Source organism: Streptomyces sp. NPDC003077 (assembly GCF_040611095.1).
In the GTDB taxonomy this organism is placed as follows: Bacteria; Actinomycetota; Actinomycetes; order Streptomycetales; family Streptomycetaceae; genus Streptomyces.
In genome coordinates, this window is the sequence record NZ_JBEXNM010000011.1 from 130,040 (window position 1) to 145,129 (window position 15,090).

At 73.1% G+C, this 15,090-nt stretch carries 13 protein-coding genes; 6 read left to right on the plus strand and 7 right to left on the minus strand.

Annotated elements, in window-relative coordinates; all coding sequences use genetic code 11:
- Window positions 1-44: 44 nt before the first annotated feature.
- Window positions 45-362 (minus strand): ATP/GTP-binding protein, encoded by a 318-nt coding sequence (locus ABZX96_RS10795; protein ID WP_355541250.1) that lies wholly within the window; start codon window positions 360-362, stop codon window positions 45-47.
- 189 nt (window positions 363-551) lie between these two features.
- Here ABZX96_RS10795 and ABZX96_RS10800 point away from each other — a divergent pair, with 189 nt between their 5' ends.
- Window positions 552-1,580: an LLM class flavin-dependent oxidoreductase gene (locus ABZX96_RS10800; RefSeq protein ID WP_355541253.1), complete on the plus strand. Its 1,029-nt coding sequence runs from the start codon at window positions 552-554 to the stop codon at window positions 1,578-1,580.
- Between the two features lie 262 nt (window positions 1,581-1,842).
- On the opposite strand, the gene ABZX96_RS10805 is transcribed toward ABZX96_RS10800, so the two are convergent.
- Window positions 1,843-2,235 (minus strand): SCO5389 family protein, encoded by a 393-nt coding sequence (locus tag ABZX96_RS10805; protein ID WP_355541256.1) that lies wholly within the window; start codon window positions 2,233-2,235, stop codon window positions 1,843-1,845.
- Window positions 2,236-2,417: 182 nt separating this feature from the next.
- Here ABZX96_RS10805 and nucS point away from each other — a divergent pair, with 182 nt between their 5' ends.
- Entirely contained in the window at window positions 2,418-3,077 is a 660-nt protein-coding gene (nucS, locus tag ABZX96_RS10810) for an endonuclease NucS (RefSeq protein ID WP_355541259.1), read from the plus strand.
- A gap of 207 nt (window positions 3,078-3,284) precedes the next feature.
- Here the strand turns inward: nucS and ABZX96_RS10815 are convergent, their stop codons facing one another.
- From ABZX96_RS10815 to ABZX96_RS10825, 3 genes are all read right to left on the minus strand, one after another.
- A complete protein-coding gene (locus ABZX96_RS10815; RefSeq protein WP_355541262.1) occupies window positions 3,285-5,999 on the minus strand; it encodes an ATP-binding protein in 2,715 nt (904 codons plus the stop codon).
- Between the two features lie 761 nt (window positions 6,000-6,760).
- Window positions 6,761-7,084, minus strand: a complete 324-nt coding sequence (locus tag ABZX96_RS10820; protein WP_355541265.1) for an STAS domain-containing protein — start codon at window positions 7,082-7,084, stop codon at window positions 6,761-6,763.
- 156 nt (window positions 7,085-7,240) lie between these two features.
- Window positions 7,241-8,089 carry a 3-hydroxyacyl-CoA dehydrogenase family protein gene (locus tag ABZX96_RS10825; protein ID WP_355541268.1) on the minus strand — a complete coding sequence of 283 codons (849 nt, stop codon included), beginning with the start codon at window positions 8,087-8,089 and terminating at the stop codon, window positions 7,241-7,243.
- 389 nt (window positions 8,090-8,478) lie between these two features.
- Between ABZX96_RS10825 and ABZX96_RS10830 the strand changes: the two genes are divergently transcribed.
- Window positions 8,479-9,051, plus strand: coding sequence for a cob(I)yrinic acid a,c-diamide adenosyltransferase (locus ABZX96_RS10830; protein ID WP_355541271.1), 573 nt, complete (start codon window positions 8,479-8,481; stop codon window positions 9,049-9,051).
- 129 nt (window positions 9,052-9,180) lie between these two features.
- On the opposite strand, the gene ABZX96_RS10835 is transcribed toward ABZX96_RS10830, so the two are convergent.
- Window positions 9,181-9,813, minus strand: coding sequence for a hypothetical protein (locus tag ABZX96_RS10835; RefSeq protein ID WP_355541382.1), 633 nt, complete (start codon window positions 9,811-9,813; stop codon window positions 9,181-9,183).
- A 227-nt stretch (window positions 9,814-10,040) separates the two neighbouring features.
- Between ABZX96_RS10835 and ABZX96_RS10840 the strand changes: the two genes are divergently transcribed.
- The 3 genes from ABZX96_RS10840 (at window position 10,041) to ABZX96_RS10850 (ending at window position 14,185) form a co-directional block, all read left to right on the plus strand.
- On the plus strand, window positions 10,041-11,243 hold the full coding sequence (locus ABZX96_RS10840) for a histidine kinase (RefSeq protein ID WP_355541274.1): 1,203 nt from the start codon (window positions 10,041-10,043) through the stop codon (window positions 11,241-11,243).
- Window positions 11,240-11,926: a response regulator transcription factor gene (locus ABZX96_RS10845; RefSeq protein ID WP_355541277.1), complete on the plus strand. Its 687-nt coding sequence runs from the start codon at window positions 11,240-11,242 to the stop codon at window positions 11,924-11,926. The genes ABZX96_RS10840 and ABZX96_RS10845 overlap by 4 nt, the downstream gene beginning before the upstream one ends.
- 402 nt (window positions 11,927-12,328) lie before the next feature.
- Window positions 12,329-14,185, plus strand: a complete 1,857-nt coding sequence (locus tag ABZX96_RS10850) for a glycoside hydrolase family 18 chitinase (RefSeq protein WP_355541280.1) — start codon at window positions 12,329-12,331, stop codon at window positions 14,183-14,185.
- A 450-nt stretch (window positions 14,186-14,635) separates the two neighbouring features.
- Here the strand turns inward: ABZX96_RS10850 and ABZX96_RS10855 are convergent, their stop codons facing one another.
- Window positions 14,636-15,085, minus strand: a complete 450-nt coding sequence (locus ABZX96_RS10855; protein WP_355541283.1) for a DUF2550 domain-containing protein — start codon at window positions 15,083-15,085, stop codon at window positions 14,636-14,638.
- Window positions 15,086-15,090: the final 5 nt, after the last annotated feature.

Genomic DNA, 15,090 nt, shown 5'->3' on the forward strand with positions numbered 1-15,090 from the left:
GCGCAGGTGAACGCGCCCCGAGTGACCCCTACGCAGGAACGCGCTCAGTAACGAGGCGCGTTACGGGACCGCTGGAGCCGCGCGCTCCGGCGGTCCCGCGCGTTCCAGCACGCCGTGTGCCAGTGCCGGCGGTCGTCCACGTCCCCCATCCGCGGCCACGCGACCACGTGCGGCACCCCCGGCGGGATCTCCTGGTCGCATCCGGGGCAGCGGTAGTGCTTGGCCGCGCCGCCGCCCCCCAGGTGCCGTACCACCCAGTCCTCGCCGCGCCACTCCTCCGTACGCTCCAGTCCGTAGCGGTCCCCTGCTGAGCGGTCGGTCGACTTTTCACCGCCGCGTGGACGGTTTCTGCGCGGGGACACGGGGCACCTCGGGATATCGGCGGGGTCACGAACGGTCGCCAGCCTACGCGGCGGCTCCCGAAGGGACCGGCTTCTACCGCAATCCTGGGATCATCGGGAAACTGCGGGGCAAGCCGTGCCTTTGGCACGTGTCAAACGTTGTTGCGTGTTGGGGGGAGATCGCGTCGGCTGCGAGGAGGCAGAAGAGCGATGCGCGTAGGGGCATTCATCCTGGCCGCCCAATTCCCGGGCCAGGGACAGGGGGAGGCGCTGCACCGGGCGGTCCGGTCCGCGGAGGTCGCGGAGGAAGCCGGACTGGACGCGGTGTGGCTGGCGGAACACCACTTCGTCCCGTACGGCGTCTGCCCGTCGGCGACGACACTCGCCGCGCTCCTGCTCGGGCGCACGCGGCGGATCGGGGTCGGCACGGCCGTCAGCGTGCTGCCGACCCAGCACCCGGTCACGCTCGGCGAACAGGCCGCGCTGCTGCACCTGCTGTCCGGCGGCCGGTTCACGCTCGGCGTCGGCCGCGGCGGGCCGTGGGTGGACCTGGAGGTCTTCGGCTCCGGCCTGGCGGCGTACGAACGGGACTTCCCCGAGTCGCTGGACCTGCTGCTGCGCTGGCTGCGCGAGCCGCGCGTGGGGGCGCGGGGCAGCCGGTTCTCCTTCCGGGAGGTGCCCGTCGTACCGCGCCCGGACGAGGCGCTGGCCGGGGACGACGGCCCGCCGGTGGTGCTGGCCTGCACCTCGCCGGCGTCCGTGCGGCTGGCCGGCGAGCGCGGGCTGGCCATGCTGCTGGGCATGCACTGCGGCGCCGACGACAAGGCCGAGATGGTGGCGCTGTGGCGCAGTTCCGCGCTGGCGGCGGGGCACGACCCGACCCGGGTCGCGGCGGCCGGCCACATCTCGGCGGGCGTCGTCCAGGTCGCCGACGCCGGACCGGACGCGACGGAGACGCTCACCAAGGCGATGCCCGGCTGGCTGCGGCGCGGCCTGGCGGCGCACGTGACGGTCGACGGGCGCGAGCGCGCGATGCGCGACCCGGTGGCCTACACGGAGATGCTGTGCGGGCTGCACCCGGTCGGCACGCCCCGGCTGTGCGCGGACCGGCTCGCGGCCCTGGCCGAGCGGACCGGCATCACGCGCTTCGCGCTGCTCGTCGAGGGCTCGGGCGATCTGGCGGCCACCGAGGAGAACGTCCGGCGGCTGGGCGCCGAGGTGCTGCCCCAGCTCGTCTGACGCGTCCGGGCCCGGCGCGTCTCACGCCCACGCGTCCGGTACGCGCGCCCTCCACCGGCTCGTCCGGTCCGTGCCGGTCCGTCCGTGCCCGCGGCACGTCGGCGAAGGGCCGTCCGCGTCCGCACCACGTCGAAGGGCCGACCGCGTCCGCCACACGTCGAAGGGCCGCCCGGACGGACGTCCGTGCGGCCCTGTTGGGCTGCCGTCGGTGCACTCACACCGGAGGGGTGCACACCCGCGTGCGCGGCGGCAGCGACTCCGGTCAGCAGTCACGCAGTTCGGGCGACTGGTTCAGCAACTGTCCGCGGACAGAGGTGAACGCGGCCAGCCGGTCGTCCGCCGCCGGGTCGAGCGGGAACACCGCGACCCGGTGGCAGTTCTGGAAGGCGAGACGCACGCCGAAGTGGCGCTGCAGCGACCCGCGTATCGCGTCACTCGCCAGCGCGCGCAGGAGCTGACCGCGCGCCTGCTCGTCCGGTGGCGGCGTCTGGTTGTCGGCGATCTGGCCGCCGTCCACCGTCAGCCGGGCCACCAGGGAGCTGATCATCTCCCACGCGTAGGGCAGGGACATCCGGACGCAGTCGACAAATTCCGCTTCGTCGACCTCGCCTCGCTCGGCCTGTTCGAGGAGGGCCGGTGAGACGTCGAGCGACATGAGGTTCTCCTCTCGCGGCCCCGCCGGGACGGGGCCTTAAGGATCAGGTCGGGGGACCGCAACGGAGCGTGTCCGCATCGCGACCCCTCGCTTCCACGGTATTGCTCGCGTCCGGCACGCACCAGGAGTGCGAGCGGGGTCGAATCGCGTCCGCGCGCCCCGGTCGAGTAGCGTGGCGCACCATGCGTCTCGTCATCGCCCGTTGCTCCGTCGACTACGCGGGCCGGCTCACCGCCCACCTCCCGTCGGCCCTGCGCCTCATCCTCGTGAAGGCGGACGGCTCCGTGTCCATCCACGCGGACGACCGTGCCTACAAGCCCCTCAACTGGATGTCCCCGCCGTGCACCCTCAAGGAGGGGGACGGCGTCTGGACGGTGGAGAACAAGGGCGGCGAGAAGCTGATCATCACCTTGGAAGAGGTGGTGCACGACTCCACCCACGAGCTCGGTGTGGACCCCGGGCTGATCAAGGACGGCGTGGAGGCGCACCTCCAGGAACTGCTCGCCGACCGGATCGAGACCCTGGGCGAGGGCTACTCCCTGATCCGGCGCGAGTACCCGACGGCCATCGGCCCGGTGGACATCCTGTGCCGGGACGCGGACGGCGGCACCGTCGCCGTCGAGATCAAGCGCCGCGGCGAGATCGACGGCGTGGAACAGCTCACCCGCTACCTCGAACTCCTCAACCGCGACCCGCTGCTGGCCCCGGTCAAGGGCGTCTTCGCCGCCCAGGAGATCAAGCCCCAGGCGCGCGTCCTGGCCACCGACCGCGGCATCGGCTGCGTCGTCCTGGACTACGACGCGCTGCGCGGCATCGAGGACGACAAGCTGCGGCTGTTCTGAGGGCGGACGGGGGCGGGGGCGGTCGGGCGTTTCGGGGGCTCGGGCCGCTCCTTCGGCCGCTCTTTCGGCTGCTCCAGGCGTTTGATCGTTTCGGCCGCTCCAGGTGTCTTGATCGTTTCGGCCGCTTCGGCCGGGCAAGCCGACGAGGGCCCGCGCGTGACGCTCACGCGCGGGCCCTCCTGCGTACGTGTCAGGCGTGCGTACGTGTCAGGCGTAGGTCGCCGACGGCCCCCGGGACATCGAGGCGCTGGCGGAGGCGGACCCCGGCGTCGTCGACATGGACGCCGAGGCGGTGCCCGACGCCGAGCCCACCGGGGAGCTCGGCACCGAGCCGCTGGCCGTCTGCGACGGGCCTTCCGTGGTCGGCCGCTGCGTGGGCTGGGTCGGCGGGGTGGTGGGTTCCTCGGTGGTCGGCGGGTTCGTGGGCGTCGTCGGGTCCTCGGTGGGCTCCGTCGGACGGCCGGTCGGCGGGTTCGGGTGCGTCGGGTTGCCGGTCGGCCGGCCCGTCGGCGACTCGGGGCCGGTGGGCTCGTTCGTCGGCTCCTCCCCCGTCCCGGTCGTGCCGCCGGGGCTCGGTGAGCCGCTGCTGCCCGGGGAGCCGGGACGGGCGCTGCCCGTCGCCCCCGGTGAGGAGGACGCGGCTCCGGCGCCGCCGGGCCGGCCCTGGCTCACGCCGGGGCCGGCGCCCGGCTGCTGACTGCCGCCGCCGGTGCCCGGCTGGTCGGCGTTCAGGCCGTCGCCGTCCTTGTCCTTCTCCGCGGAGTGCTCGGTCTTGACGCGGTTGCCGCCGTCGTCCTTGTCCGAGCCGGAGGTGAGGCCCAGTGTGACGACGGTGCCCAGCACCGCGACCAGCAGCGCCCCGGCCCCGGCCGCGACCAGGTTGCGCCGGGCGCCGCCCAGCAGGAGGCGCTTGCCGCCGGCGCTCCCCGTGCCCCCGGCGCCCGCCTTCGCGGCGGCTCCGGCGGCCGGTACGACGACCTTCGGGGTGACCACCGTGGCGGCCGAGTCGTCCACGGCCCGCATGGTCGGCGAGGCCGCCGACGCGGTCGGCGCGGCGGACGCGAGGCCGCCGGTCACCCCGCCGGGCGGCGAGGCCGACTCCTCCGTACGCGCGTCCGGGACCTCCTCGCCGGCCACCGGGATCGGCGGGGGCAGCGTGCCGGAACGGTCCGCCACCAGGGCCAGCGCCCGTCGCCCGGCGACCGCACCGCGCCGGTCGGACAGCACGCCGCGCAGCCCGATGGACGCCTCCAGCTCGGCCCGCGCGCGGTCCAGGTTGCCGCTGCACAGCGCGAGAACGCCCAGCTCGTGGTGGAAGTACGCCTCCTCGGCGACCTCCCCGGCGAGCCGGGCCGCCTCCTGGCCGTGCCGCAGGACGCGCTCCCAGGCGCTCCAGTGCAGCGCCGCCGCGAAGGCGGGCGCGGCGGTGCGGACGAGCAGCACGGCGGCGCTGGCGTGGCCGTTCTCGCGGCTCCCCGTGAGCACGGCGGTGGCGGCGAGGATGGCGTCCGCCTCCGTGGCGGCGCGCTCCGGCGTGACGGAGGGGTGCCCGGCCCACCAGGCGTAGTGCTGGGCGGCGGAGTGCGCCCGGTCGGCCGCGCCCTCGCCGTAACCGGCGGTCTCCAGCTGCTCCCGGACGGTCGTCGCGAGCCGGTAGTGGCACCCGGCGGGGCTGATCAGGCCGCATCCCAGCAGGTCGCCGAGCGCCGCGTCGGCGTGGGTGTCCTGGACCAGCGCGGGCAGGTGGGCCTGGTGCGGCACCTCGCCGCCGAGCGCCACCGCGAACCGCAGCGTCTCGCGCGCGGACTCGCTCAGCCGGGAGGCGAGCAGCGCGGCGGGCGAGGCTGCCTCGGCGATGGCGGGCAGCGGGATCTCGGGGGCGTCGCCGCCCTCACCGCCCTGGTCGCTCTTGTCGGTCCGGCTGCCGCTCCGGCCGTCGGTCTGGCCGTCGGTCTCCGGCGCGTCGTAGGGCTGTTCGGCGAAGACGCCGTGCTCCTCGACGGCGTCCGGGTCCACGCGCCGCCGGTCGCGCTGCCGCAGCAGCGCCCCGGCCTGCACGAAGCGCAGCGGCAGGCCCTCGGACTCGAACCACAGGTCGGCGGCCCAGTCCTTCTCCTCCTCGGTGAGCGGCCGGCCCGCCGCGCCCTCCAGCAGCTCCAGGCACGCCTCCCGGTCGAGACCGGCGAGGAAGACCTCTTCGAGGTGGGAGTCGGGCGAGGGGGCCGGGATGTCGGGAGTGGCCGCGAGCAGGAAGGCACACTCGGGCGTGGCGTCCAGCAGCTCGTCGAGCGCGGCGCCGCCGAACTCCAGGTCGTCCACGACGACGACGGCGCCGATCCCGGCGAGCGCGCGCAGCAGCTCGGCCCGGTCGGGACGCTGCAACGGGGCGTCGTACACGGTCGCGAACAGGTCGTACATCAGGTCCGTGGCCGTGCGGTGGTAGCCGGACAGGCGCACCACGCCGTCGGGCGCGAGCCCGGCGCAGGCGGTGGCGACGGCGTCCAGCAACCGGGTGCGGCCGGAACCGCCGGGGCCGGTGAGGCGTACGGAGCGCCCGCGGGACAGCAGGCGCACCAGCCGCTCGTTCACCTCCGTGCGGTCCAGGAGGGGGAGGTCGTGGCCGGTGTAGCCGGAGCCGGCGGGCGCGGCGGGGGGCGCCGCGGCGCGCTCGTGCTCGGCGCGATCGACCGCGCCGCGCTTGCGGGGCCCGTCCGCGCCCGTCGCGTGCGCCGGCGTGAACCCGGGCGGGCAGGGCTCTATTTCGCTGCCGTCCACGGGATTGACGGTCACCAGGTACGGGCCCGAGACGAGCTGCACCGTGCGCACGGGGCCGCCGGACGAACCGCCGGGCGCGGGCGCCGGCGACGCGGCAGGGTGTCCCTGCTCGCCGTACTCCTCGGATTCCATGTTGTTCGGGTCCATGGTCAAAGCCCCCCAGACGCGCTTCGTTTCACTCCGCCTCCGCCGCGCATGTCCGTCCAGGAGGCGGAGTACGTGCCGATTGCTGTCCGGCCGTCCGCACTCCCCCAGCCGTCGGCCGGTATGTCCACGGTCGTCGCTTTGGTCCGGTGCCCACCGGGGCTCCAGGGCATAGGGCAGGAAACCGAACCTTAGACCTTGGGCCAGTATCTACGAACGGCCGGGGTGCGGTCCTGCCCGGAACGTCACAGTGTTGTGAGGATCATTCGCGTATGCGGCTTTGATCGTTACCGGGAATTCCCTGACCGGCGGTCTTTGCGGAAGGGCCCGGGTGCGGAGCCCGGATGAGCCGGTGGGTCGGCGGCGCGTGTCGCGCGGCCGGGGCGTGTCGGGCGCGCGTGTCGCGCCGCCGCGCGCGGTGCCGGTGCGGACGCGCCGGTGGACGGGCCAGGGTGAGGCGTCGGGCGTGAGGGGAACGTGTGCCCCGGTGCGTACGCGGGCGCGCGAAGCGCGCTCGCACGGTGAGCGCCGGCGTGCGGCAAGCGCCCGCGCGCAACGGGCGCCCCGGTATGCGGCGCGCCCCCGGGCTCGACGAACTCCGGCCGCCGTGCGACGCTCCCTGGTCCACGACCGGCATCAACCCACGCTCGGCATCGACCCACGGCCGGCATCAACCCACGACGCTCATCGCCCCGCCCCCGACGCCGTTCCTTCGCAGGCACCGGCCCCGCACCCGGCCCCCGCCCCCGGCCGCGCATTCGAACTCAGACCCGCGGAAGCGATTCCGCTTCTATGCCGCCCTCGATGGCCAGAATGCGGTGCAACCGCGTGGCGACCAGGAGGCGCTGCATCTGCGGCGGGACGCCCCGCAGGACGAGCCGGCGTCCGGCGCGCCCGGCACGGCGGTGGGCGCCCATGATGACGCCGAGCCCGGTGGCGTCCCAGGAGTCCAGCTCGCTGAGGTCCAGCACCAGGTCGCCGTGGCCGCCGTCGACGGCGGTGTGCAGGGCCGTACGGGCGTCCGCCGCGGTGCGGACATCGAGGCGGCCCCCGACGACCAGCTCGACGTGGTCGCCCCTGATGTGCATATGCGCTCCCCGGAGTGATGGTGCTCGTTCGCTACGTCTACAGAACTGACTGCCTCTCAAGCGGTGAAGTTGCCGCCTGTAAGCGAACCGATACCGAATTCACCCCTTGGGGTAAGGAAGCCCTGCCCCGAACTTGACACGGGGCAGGGCACGGCATCAGTGCTCGTAGAAGCCCTGCCCGCTTTTGCGGCCGATGTCACCGGCGTCCACCATGCGGCGCATGATCTCCGGCGGGGCGAACTTCTCGTCCTGCGATTCGGTGTAGATGTTCTCGGCGGCGTGCAGAAGGATGTCCACGCCGGTCAGGTCGGCGGTGGCCAGCGGGCCCATGGCGTGCCCGAAGCCCAGCCTGCACGCCGTGTCGATGTCCTCGGCGGAGGCCACGCCCGACTCGTACAGCTTCGCCGCCTCGACGACCAGCGCTGAGATGAGACGGGTGGTCACGAACCCCGCGACGTCACGGTTGACGACGACGCAGGTCTTGCCGACCGACTCGGCGAACTCCCGCGCCGTGGCGAGGGTTTCGTCACTGGTCTTGTGGCCGCGCACCAGCTCGCACAGCTGCATCATCGGCACCGGCGAGAAGAAGTGCGTGCCCACGACCCGCTCGGGGCGGCTCGTCGCCGCCGCGATCTTGGTGATCGGGATGGCGGAGGTGTTGGAGGCCAGCACCGTGTGGTCGCCGACCAGCTTGTCGAGGGTCTGGAAGATCTCCCGCTTGACCTCGATCTTCTCGAAGACGGCCTCCACGACGATGTCCGCGTCGGCCGCCGCGTCCAGGTCGGTCGTGGTGGTGATGCGCGCCAGCGCCTGTTCGGCGGCGTCGGCCTCCAGCTTGCCCTTGGAGACGAACTTGCCGTACGAGGCCTCGATACCGCTGCGGCCCCGCGCCAGCGCCTCGTCCGTCACATCCCGGAGCACCACGTCCCAACCCGCCTGGGCGGAGACCTGCGCGATGCCGGAACCCATGAGCCCGGCCCCGATGACGGCGAGCTTTCTTGCCACTGCTGTCCCCTAACGCCCTGTTCACTTAACGGTTCTCATGGTGACGGTAGCGGCCGGGAACGATCCAGAGCGCCGGCACGAGATACACGTCACGTCTCGGATTCCGGACATCCCCGCGGACCACTTCCGTCGCGGGATCAGCCGGGCACAGGCGCCGGGCAGTTGACGCGCGGCCGGGTTCGGCGGGGTCAGCCGGTGTCCGCGGGGCCACTCCGGGGCGGCGCGCGACACCGTCCGCGCATCACCGCGCGGGTCCGTTATCCGGGTACATCCGTCCGCATATCGCCCCCACACGCGGCTCGCGGCACCGCCGTGCGATCGGGTGCGCCGTCCTGTCGGCGGCCCTGTGGACACGGGCCTTCCGGAAGGGCCCGGCGTAGGCTCGCCCTATGGTCAATCTGACGCGCATCTACACCCGTACCGGCGACAAGGGCACCACCACCCTGGGCGACATGAGCCGTACCGCCAAGACCGATTCGCGCATCGCGGCGTACGCGGACGCGAACGAGGCCAACGCCGCGATCGGGGTCGCCATCGCGCTCGGTTCGCTGCCGGAGGAGGTCGTCAAGGTCCTCGTCCGGGTGCAGAACGACCTGTTCGACGTGGGCGCGGACCTGTCCACGCCGGTGGTGGCGAACCCCGAGTACCCGCCGCTGCGCGTCGAGCAGTCCTACATCGACAAGCTGGAGGCCGACTGCGACCGCTTCCTGGAGGACCTGGAGAAGCTGCGCAGCTTCATCCTCCCGGGCGGCACGCCGGGCGCGGCGCTGCTGCACCAGGCGTGCACGGTCGTCCGGCGGGCCGAGCGCTCGACCTGGGCGGCCATGGAGGAGCACGGCGAGACCATGAACCCCCTGGCCGCGACGTACCTCAACCGCCTCTCCGACCTCTTGTTCATCCTGGCCCGCACGGCCAACAAGGAGGTCGGGGACGTGCTGTGGGTGCCGGGCGGCGAGCGCTGAGTTCGTCATCAGGCCATCGGGGGCCGCCGCGTCACCCCGTCGGCGGCCCGGCGCCCCCGGCGGACCGGCGGCCCCGCCCACGGCAGACGGCCGCGACGCCCCGACCGGCCCCCACCGGGCCCCCGTCCCTCACCACAAGCTCTTGAACGGCGAGCGCCCGCTCCCGGCACCCGGGGAACTCCCGGCCCCCTCCCCGTGCCCGCCCCCGGCCACCGGCTCCGGCGCCTTCTCCGGCGTCTTCTTCGGCCAGACCGTGTAATACACCGCCACCAGGCCGTGAATGCCCGCGATCCGCAAGGCGGTGCCCTGCCAGCCGCTCAGCGACCCGGTGTGGCCGTCGCCGCCCACGTACCAGATCGCGAGTTGCAGCAGCGCCGTCGCCACCACCGCCGCCACCACCGTGCGCACCCACAGCTTCCACTCGTGCTTGGCCCGCGCCATTCCGTACTGCGGGGGCTTGACCGGCGGCGGCCCGCCGCCGAAGCGGTGCGCGGCGTGCCCGTCGGCCCACTTGATCAGGTAATGGCCGTAGGCGACGGTGAAGCCGATGTAGACGGCGGCCAGGCCGTGCATTCCCCCCGCCCGCGCGCCGTTCTTCAGGTCGATCGCGGTGACGACCAGCAGGACGACCTCCAGCAGCGGCTCCATGAGCAGGACCACCGCCCCGGTCCGCCGCAGCTTCAGGACGTAGCGCAGCAGCAGCCCGAGCGCCAGCAGGACCCAGAACCCGACCTCGCAGATGACGACCAGCGCGACGATCACGCTCACGTTCCTGCCTCCTCCCTACGGGCTGCCTCCACGCGCCCGGTTCGACGCCGCCCCGCCGGACGACCCGCCCCCCGGTCCCGGGCGGCCACGTTTCCCAGCCTCGCCCGCGTGCCGCGCGCGGGCGTCGTCGCGCGTGATGATCCGGCGCTGCATCCTTCGATGTACGCGGGTTCCACCGGGGTGCGGAAGCCGCGCCGCCGGGCGCCGTGTTTGATGGAGGAGTGACCACCGCCCGCCGCCTCGCCCGCCCGCACCGCGACGACGTGCGCATCGCCGCCGCCGGGCTGCTCGGCGGCGTCGTCCTGTGGGCGTTGGGCATTCAGGGCGGTCCGCCGCTCTTCGGGCTCCCTTCCGACCTCACTCTGCTCTCCCTCACCGCGATGGCGGGCGCGGAGTTGCTGCGGCGCGTCGCGCCCACGGTGGCCCTGGTGATCGCCGTCCCGGCGCTCGGCCTGGACGTGACCGTGGGCACGCTGGTCGCCACGCTCGTGATGTTCACGGACGTGGTGTACGCGTCGGTGCTGTACGGCTCGCCGGCCGCGGCCCGCCGGATCCCCGTGCTGTGCGTCCTGGCGACGGTGCTGTCCATGATCCTTTCGGTGGCGCTGCTGCGGGACGCGCAAGCGCTGCTGCTCGGGGTCGCGGTGGGCGTGTGCACCGTCGGCCCGGCCTGGACCGGCGTCATCATCCGCGACCACCGCGACGCGGCGCGGGCCGCCCGCCTCCAGGCCGAACAGACCGCGCTGCTCGCCGAGATGGACCGCCGCCAGGCGGTGGCCTCCGAACGGGCCCGGATGGCCCGCGAACTGCACGACATGGTGGCCAACCACCTGTCCGCGATCGCGATCCACGCCACCGCCGCGCAGACGGTGGACGACGCCGCGGCCACCCGTCAGGCACTGGGCGTGATCCGCGAGAACAGCGTCCAGGGACTGGCCGAGATGCGCCGCCTCATCGGGTTGCTGCGGGACGCGGGCGCCACGGCGGAGCCCGCGGCCACGCCCACGCTGGCCGGGCTGGACGCGCTGGTCGCCCAGGCCCGGACGAACGGGACGAGCAGCGGCCTGACCTTCGTCCTGGACGACGCGCGCACCCCGGGCCCGGCGCTGGCCGCTCCGGTCGAACTGGCCGCGTACCGCATCGTGCAGGAGTCGCTGACCAACGCCCTCAAGCACGCCGCGCCGGGCGAGGTCACGGTGCGGCTGGCGCGGGCGCCCAAGGGGCCGCTGACCGTCCGCGTCACCAGCCCCTTCGGCGACCGTCCGGGCCCGCGGGCGCCCGGCTCCGGCGCCGGGCTGGTGGGGATGAGCGAGCGGGTGACGCTGCTGGACGGCACGTTCGAGGCGGGCCCGGTCAGCGGCCCGGACGGCAAGGTATGGCAGGTGCGGGCCACGCTGCCCGTGCGGGAGGAGGGGACGTCATGACAGCGGCCGACGGCGGTCCGGTGCGGGTACTGGTGGCCGAGGACCAGTCCGCCGTACGGGCCGGGCTGGTGCTCATCCTGGGCTCCGCGCCCGACATCGAGGTCGTCGGGGAGGCCGCGGACGGCGAGGAGGCGGTGCGGCTGGCCCGCGCACTGCGCCCGGACCTCGTCCTGATGGACGTGCAGATGCCGCGCCTTGACGGCGTGTCGGCCACCCGGCAGGTCGTCGCCGAGGAGCTGGCGGACGTGCTGGTGCTGACCACCTTCGATCTGGACGAGTACGTGTTCGGGGCGCTGCGCGCGGGGGCGTCCGGGTTCCTCCTCAAGGACAGCGACGCGCCGACGCTGCTGGAGGCCGTCCGGCTGGTGGCGTCCGGGGCGGGGATGATCGCGCCGGCGGTGACGCGGCGGCTGATCGCCGAGTTCGCCCGTCCGCGCCACGTCTCCGCCCGGCCGGACGCGGACGCGCCGGACCCGGCGGTCCTGGACGCGCTGACCCGCCGCGAGCGGGAGGTTCTGGGCTGCCTCGGCCGGGGGTTGTCGAACGCGGAGATCGCGGCGCGGCTGGACATGGCGGAGGCGACCGTCAAGACGCACGTGAGCCGGCTGCTGGCCAAGCTGGAGCTGCGCAGCCGGGTCCAAGCGGCGGTGCTGGCGCAGGAGTTGGGCGTGAGCGCCGACTGACGCGGTGGTCCGGTGGCGGGGACGGTCGCCGGCGGACCGGGGCCGATCCGGCGGTCGTCGCCCGCTGAGGACGAAGCGGCCCTGGTGGTCGTAACGCGCTGAAGGCGGGGCGGTCCCGATCGTCACAGCGCGCTGCGGGCAGGGCGATCCCCCGGGAGGCCGAGGCAGCCGTTCCAATGGCCGTAACACGTCAAGAACTCCCCGCTCCCACCAGGCACAACGCTCTGAAAGCGGCCCCGGCAACCACGCCCACGCGTTCTCCACTTTGGTCCAGACCTCTTGACCTATGGTCTGGACCTTTTTACTCTCCCTTCACATTGCGGTGAGCGTTCCCCACAGCGCTCGCCGGGCGGCGCAGATCTCAACCTCCTTGTTTCTTCCGCCCCCAATCGAGGAGCACCCTTGAGAACCGGAAGCTCTCCCCGCACCACCCGACCACGGCGCAGAGTCAGAGCGGCGTTCACCGCCCTCCTCCTCCCCGCCACCGCTCTCGTCGGCCTCAGCACGGCCACCACGGCGCACGCCGCCGAATCGGCCACCGCCACCTACACCAAGGTCTCCGACTGGGGCACCGGCTTCGAAGGCAAGTGGACGGTGAAGAACACCGGCTCCACCACCCTCAACAGCTGGACCGTCGAGTGGGACTTCCCCTCCGGCACCACCGCCGGCTCCGCCTGGAACGCCTCCCTGAGCGGTTCCAACGGCCACTACACCGCCAAGAACCTCAGCTGGAACGGCACGCTCGCCCCCGGCGCCAGCGTCAGCTTCGGGTTCAACGGCACCGGCGGCGGCGCGCCCAACGGCTGCAAGCTCAACGGCGGCTCGTGTGACGGCGGCACCCAGCCCACCGACACCCCGCCGTCCGCCCCCGGCAAGCCGGTCGCCAGCGACATCACCGACACCTCGGTGAAGCTCACCTGGTCCGCCGCCACCGACGACAAGGGCGTCAAGAACTACGACGTGCAGCGCAACGGCACCACCGTCGCCACCGTCGAGAAGCTCTCGTACACCGACAGCGGCCTGACCAAGGGCACCGACTACTCGTACACCGTGCGCGCCCGCGACACCGCCGACCAGCTCGGCGCGCCGAGCCCCGTCACGGCCGTGCGCACCACCGGCGGCGACGGCGGCGAGCCGCCCGTCGGCGACAAGGTCAAGCTCGGCTACTTCACCGAGTGGGGCGTCTACGACCGGAACTACCACGTCAAGAACCTGGTGACGTCCGGCTCCGCGAGCAAGCTGACGCACATCAACTACTCGTTCGGCAACGTCCAGGGCGGCAAGTGCACCATGGGCGACGCCTACGCGGCGACCGACAAGGCCTACACCGCCGACCAGAGTGTGGACGGCGTCGCCGACACCTGGGACCAGCCGCTGCGCGGCAACTTCAACCAGCTCAAGAAGCTGAAGGCGAAGTACCCGCACATCAAGATCCTGTGGTCCTTCGGCGGCTGGACCTGGTCCGGCGGCTTCGGTGACGCGGTGAAGAACCCGGCCGCCTTCGCGCAGTCCTGCTACGACCTGGTCGAGGACCCGCGCTGGGCCGACGTCTTCGACGGCATCGACCTGGACTGGGAGTACCCCAACGCCTGCGGTCTGACCTGCGACACCAGCGGCCCGGACGCCTTCCGCAAGATGATGGAGGCCATGCGCGCCAAGTTCGGTTCGAAGAACCTGGTCACCGCCGCCATCACCGCCGACGGCTCGACCGGCGGCAAGCTCGACAAGGCCGACTACGGCGGCGCGGCGCAGTACCTCGACTGGTACAACGTCATGACCTACGACTTCTTCGGCGCCTGGGACAAGCAGGGCCCGACCGCCCCGCACTCCCCGCTGTACTCCTACCCCGGCATCCCCCAGCAGGGCTTCAGCACCGACGACGCCCTGAACAAGCTCAAGAGCAAGGGCGTGCCCGCCAAGAAGCTGCTGATAGGCATCGGCTTCTACGGCCGCGGCTGGACCGGCGTGACCCAGTCCACCCCGGGCGGCAGCGCGACCGGCGCCGCGCCGGGCAAGTACGAGGCCGGCATCGAGGACTACAAGATCCTCAAGGCCAGCTGCCCCTCCAACGGCACCATCGCCGGCACCGCCTACGCCCACTGCGGCACCAACTGGTGGAGCTACGACACCCCGGCCACCATCATCGGCAAGATGGACTACGCCAAGAAGCAGGGCCTGGGTGGCGCGTTCTTCTGGGAGTTCAGCGGTGACACCACCAACGGCGAGCTGATGACCGCGATCGACACCGGTCTGAAGTAACCCCCGAGCCCCGGCTCACCCCCCAGCTCCCCCACCCCCGCGGCCGGCGCCCCGTCCGGCGCCGCGCCAAGGGCCCGGCCGGAGAGACGGCGTCGCCCCCGTCTCTCCGGCCTCCGGCGTTTGCGGACACAGCTCCGTCCGAGGACCGCTCCGTCCAGGGTGCGGACGAGTGCGGACGAGCACCCATCCCGCCAACGACGCGGACGAGTACCACCCGCCCGCAGTACGGACGAGCCCCGCTTCCGCACGACACACAAGACACACAAAGGGGCCGTACGGCGATCCCCGCCGTACGGCCCTCCGGCTTCGGTCCCCCGGACCGGCCGGACCACGCCTCACGCCCCACGCCCCTACGAACACCCCCACCGAGCCACCCCACACACACGACAACGGCTCCCCCGGACCTCAATCCAGGGAAGCCGTCACCGGACAACACTCAGGCGAAAACCCTCACGCCACATTCACCCTCTGCCCCGGCGGCGCCGCCTCCAGCCACGCCAGGAACCCGGTCAGGGCGTCCTCGCTCATCGCCAGTTCCAGGCGGGTGCCGCGGTGGCCGCAGGCGAGCACGATCGCGTCGGAGAGCAGGGCGAGTTCCTCCTCGCCCTGCGGGGTGCGCCGCTCCAGCACCTCGATGGCGGAGCGTTCCAGCAGGCGGCGGGGGCGGGGCGCGTACGAGAAGACGCGGAACCATTCGATCCGGTCACCGCTGTAGCGGGCGACCCCGTAGACCCAGCCCTTGCCGGTGGGGTCGGTCTCCTGGTCGGGCACGTTCCAGCGCAGGCTGCAGTCGAACGTCCCGCCGGACCGCTGGATGAGCCGCCGCCGCAGCCCGAAGACGAAGAGTCCCAGCAGTACCAGGACGACGACCACACCGCTCACCAGCAGAGCGAGGACCATCTCCA

Coding starts and splice junctions, on each gene's coding strand:
- ABZX96_RS10800 (WP_355541253.1), top strand. CDS start 552: ATGCGCGTAGGGGCATTCATCCTGGCCGCCCAATTCCCGGGCCAGGGA.
- ABZX96_RS10805 (WP_355541256.1), bottom strand. CDS start 2,235: ATGTCGCTCGACGTCTCACCGGCCCTCCTCGAACAGGCCGAGCGAGGC.
- nucS (WP_355541259.1), top strand. CDS start 2,418: ATGCGTCTCGTCATCGCCCGTTGCTCCGTCGACTACGCGGGCCGGCTC.
- ABZX96_RS10815 (WP_355541262.1), bottom strand. CDS start 5,999: ATGGACCCGAACAACATGGAATCCGAGGAGTACGGCGAGCAGGGACAC.
- ABZX96_RS10820 (WP_355541265.1), bottom strand. CDS start 7,084: ATGCACATCAGGGGCGACCACGTCGAGCTGGTCGTCGGGGGCCGCCTC.
- ABZX96_RS10830 (WP_355541271.1), top strand. CDS start 8,479: ATGGTCAATCTGACGCGCATCTACACCCGTACCGGCGACAAGGGCACC.
- ABZX96_RS10845 (WP_355541277.1), top strand. CDS start 11,240: ATGACAGCGGCCGACGGCGGTCCGGTGCGGGTACTGGTGGCCGAGGAC.
- ABZX96_RS10855 (WP_355541283.1), bottom strand. CDS start 15,085: ATGGTCCTCGCTCTGCTGGTGAGCGGTGTGGTCGTCGTCCTGGTACTG.